Origin of the sequence: Adonisia turfae CCMR0081 (assembly GCF_011009555.1) — a bacterium.
Taxonomy (GTDB): domain Bacteria; phylum Cyanobacteriota; class Cyanobacteriia; order Phormidesmidales; family Phormidesmidaceae; genus Leptothoe; species Leptothoe turfae.
The window spans coordinates 6322784-6326726 of record NZ_QXHD01000004.1; the positions used below are offsets into that span (position 1 = coordinate 6322784).

The following is a 3943-nucleotide window of genomic DNA, read 5'->3' on the forward strand; positions in this document are numbered from 1 at the left end:
TAGTAAGCTATCGAAAACGACCCATCGGCAATGGAATCTGATGGACATTGTTCCCCATGCTTTCAATACAGAGCTGTTAGCCCAAGTCCCCGACCTGTATGAACCGGATCTCTCTGCCAGTGTGGACATCAAGCTGTTGGTTCGCCAGATTCAACGAGATACCAAGAGCCTGAATTATCTCAATGTCGCTCCCCAGGCAGAGGACTTTCCATCCCAGTATTATCAGCCGGATGTCTTGATAAAGCATACTAAATCCAAAGTCGCTGAAGACATTTGGGAGTTCATCCAAATGTTGAATGCATCTGAGAAGACACTAGAACAAGACGGGGTTCCTACTTTAGATATTGGTAGTACCCTTAAATTTCTCATTCAGGCCTTAATCCAACATACGATCGGGTACATCGCCCATTTTAATATTGACGATTTCTCCAAACGACTGACACCAGCATCCAAGCAATCCTCAGTGCTTGTATCTAAACCTGAAGATGGAAGTGGCCGTTTAAGGAAGTTGCTTGAGTTGTTAACGAAAAGACCAATTCTTCTCGATCTCGTTCAGCCCACCAGGCAGAAACTTGACGAATTGCAAGCAGGAGAAGGTCCACTTTGGGATGCGATCCTGACGAAAGTGGACCAGATAAATCAAGACAAGCCCAACCAGGGCGCTCAGCCCGTAATCTTTTTGGTTGAAGATCAGACGAAGCCCCCCTCTAGTGATCATTGTTGGTCTGGTGGTAGCTCAGGGCGTTAATCGGTGGCCCAACTGAGGTGATACCTGCAAGCGTTAGCCTTCCATACCTGCCTTTATACGGCTAGTGATAGTTTGAGAAATGAGTTTCTTTTCTCCCGCATGATCCAAGCATGGGCTCCGTGCCAGATCAAATGCCCACCTAAACGAATATTCGGAAGGTAAGCTTCAGAGATGCATCTGTATGCCCATTCTGCATGGGCGAATGGAACTATGGGATCTGCTCGATCGTGCAAAATTAAGGTGGGACAAGCAATGGTGTCTAATGCAACACTCTCATCGCCAACCATCATGGCTAAGTCATTCAGATAACCAGCTGGCTTGGCAGCACAATCGACTCCCATGGCTGACATTGCCGTTATAATTGTTAGGACATCAGGATCTTGCTGAATGTCATAAAATCGGGTTCCACTTAAACTTTCGATGCATGACATTGGGTTTAATTGTACGTGTTGCCAATATTGTCTGTTGTGCCAGCTCAACAGTGGTTCGAAGATGCTGTGTCGAAACAGGCATAGCAACTGACCAAGGCCGTTGGGTAACCACATACCGTTGTCCCATCGATGGGATTGGGCACATTGTAGAACCAGGGCAGCAGTGTAGTCTGGATAACGACAGGCGAACTGTGCCGCAGGCATACCACCACCAGATGTGCCGATAACCGCGACGCGATCGACGTTGAGATGATCCAACAGATGGGCCGCTAAGTCAGCGCAAAAAGTAGCTGAACCGCGACGCCCCAATGTTGTCCCATAGTAGCCCGGTCGATTTGGAGTAATTAAACGATAGCCAGCATCCAGCAATGATTGTTCAAATAGAGCCACAACACCGTTGCCACATCCGGTACCGTGGAAGTAAAGGATCGGGGGGCCGGTGCCAATGTCACAATATTCAATGGTGCCGATTGCTGATTCAAATTGTTGTTGAGGAGTCATGGTCATTACTCTTGCCAAATAACGCTTGAGGTCAGCGACAAATCCGCCTATATGGGAAAAAACAAATGACAACTACCGATACTTCAGGGTACAACAACGGAACCTATAGTTTCGAACAGCAGATATTTTGTATCTCGTGGTCAACTATCCTTAGCTTCAACTATACAGGAGAGGCAGCTGCGATAGCTAAACAAACAAAAGCCATGTTGACCAAGGTATTACAGGACGAAGAGATCCAAACGTTAATCGGGGTTTGGCATTTGGTCTGGGGACCGGGTGTGTCTGTCGGGTCGTGGGCTGGGCCAGGCAGAGCGGTCAATACGATGTTCATTATTGTGCCACAAACAGATCCCAGCCAGGCAGTTATTGCGATCGCAGGAACCAATGGTAAATCCTTAATGAACTGGGTTCTCCAAGACTTTAACGTCAGAGAAACCGTACCATGGCCCTATGGCAAAAAATCCAATGTGGCGTCTATTGCATGTTACCTTGGTCCTCATTGGTGTGGGCCCCAGAGGGAACCACGCATTTCTAAAGGAATCTCCCTGGGGTTAAAAAATCTGGTCTCCATTAAAAGTCCTCAAGATCATGGGACCACGGCCCAGCAATATCTAGCTAGCAGGCCATTCAAAAATATCATGGTCACCGGACATAGTTTAGGGGGTGCCTTGTCACCCTGCTACTCCCTCTATTTAGAGGATACTCGCTCCGAATGGGACACAGACGGCTCTACATCGATTAGCTGTTTACCGACAGCCGGCCAAACTCAAGGTGACACTAACTTCTCCAAATATTATGACAGCAAGCTGTTGGCTACAACCAATAGACAATGGAACTCGATGGATATGGTTCCCCATGCTTTCAACAGCGAAATGCTCGACAAAATTCCCAAACTATACAAACAGTGCGATTTGCAATCTACTCCGCTTGTAGATCTACTCGTTTTCTTACTTAAACAATCCACAAGGAAGAATAACTATCTAAACGTCGCTCCCAACACAAAAGGGTTTGAATCAACCTGTTACGATTATGATATTAATAATATGAGAAGTCAGTACCCAGCCACCTCTGACGAAATTGACCAAGTCGTCAATGAACTAAAGAAGGATCTAGACCTATCGGAGACCAATAAAAATCATACTAATACCATTAATTTTCTCACTGAAGCCTTAATACAGCACTCCATCGGTTATATCGAATATTTTGATATCGGAGATTTTGCCCAACGCATGGATGCAATCTCCCAGCGAACTGTGACTGTTATGTCCAGACCCACAGAGGCGGGTGTTCGCATCCAAACAGTCCTCGCGTCATTAAACACAACCCCCATCCTGATGATGGAGCTTGGTCAACGGTCTAAGGACAAAATCGACGATTTAAAGGAAGGTGAAGGTCCGCTTTTAGACGAGATCCTAGAAAGAGTTCATCAGTGGAACGATGGCACACCGATGGAGAACTCTCAGCCCCTAATTTTCCTGATTGAAGAAGGATGGTAGTCCACAAAATATTGCACCACCCCCGACAGAGCCGGGGGAGATAATGCCTACTTTTGTGTTGATTTTAGTTGAAACGTCAAAACCTGAAAATACTCAGAAGCCTTTCTAAAAAGGACTTCGAATCCGACGATGGTTCTGGCACCTGTCCTGTCCGAAGCATTTGTAATCCACGGTCTGTATATTGGATCGTACTTTCAAAGCCAAAAGATTCACAATAGCCCACACCGTCAGGCAAATTTGGATCAGAACTATAATACGTGACCGGTAGCTCACTAAACATCGACCAATCATTGATATTGATTGCACCATCCCCCGCCCAGGCACTCGCGAATCCATCCAGCAACGGCTGCGAATTATCCCCCAGGATCAAGTACTTCCAAGTTGTGGGCATAATGGCACTGGGTCGATCCGGGCCAGGCTGACTGGCCACGGTCGGATTGACGTGAAAATCCCCCAACATGATGGACGACCCTTGGGGTGTACTCGCTGTGGGAAATGATGTCACCTTCCATTTTCCATCATCGATTGTTGCATAGACACCAAACGGTGGAACAAGGTTGATAGAAAAATTGTTGATATTCACACCCGCAAAGATGGCGGCATCTTTGTTGTCAAAATTAAACCACTGCCAGGCCCAGCCAACAAAGGGTCTCGGATCTTCAAGGTAAGGGATAGGATTAACGGCACCGTCCGCATTTTCAAGGCTAGTTGGCATGGCTTGATGCACTATGGTTCCGGTTCCAGCAGTAATCTGATAGCGCTTGCCT

General features: G+C 46.8%; 3 protein-coding genes and 1 pseudogene. 2 read left to right on the forward strand and 2 right to left on the reverse strand.

Annotated features, from left to right (window positions below; translation table 11 throughout):
* Positions 1-748 (forward strand): annotated as a pseudogene (locus DXZ20_RS30855) (lipase family protein); the annotation flags it as partial.
* Between the two features lie 53 nt (positions 749-801).
* Here the strand turns inward: DXZ20_RS30855 and DXZ20_RS30860 are convergent.
* Complete coding sequence (locus DXZ20_RS30860; protein WP_163702729.1) at positions 802-1680, reverse strand: alpha/beta fold hydrolase; 879 nt, start codon at positions 1678-1680, stop codon at positions 802-804.
* A 65-nt stretch (positions 1681-1745) separates the two neighbouring features.
* Between DXZ20_RS30860 and DXZ20_RS30865 the strand changes: the two genes are divergently transcribed.
* Positions 1746-3176, forward strand: a complete 1431-nt coding sequence (locus DXZ20_RS30865) for a lipase family protein (protein WP_163702730.1) — start codon at positions 1746-1748, stop codon at positions 3174-3176.
* Between the two features lie 76 nt (positions 3177-3252).
* Here DXZ20_RS30865 and DXZ20_RS30870 read toward each other — a convergent pair.
* The coding region (locus DXZ20_RS30870; RefSeq protein ID WP_250565986.1) for a hypothetical protein at positions 3253-3943 on the reverse strand (691 nt) is incomplete at its 5' end.

What these genes read in the sequence shown, in the direction of transcription:
- DXZ20_RS30860 (WP_163702729.1), bottom strand. Translation starts at nt 1,680, where the DNA reads ATGACTCCTCAACAACAATTTGAATCAGCAATCGGCACCATTGAATAT.
- DXZ20_RS30865 (WP_163702730.1), top strand. Translation starts at nt 1,746, where the DNA reads ATGACAACTACCGATACTTCAGGGTACAACAACGGAACCTATAGTTTC.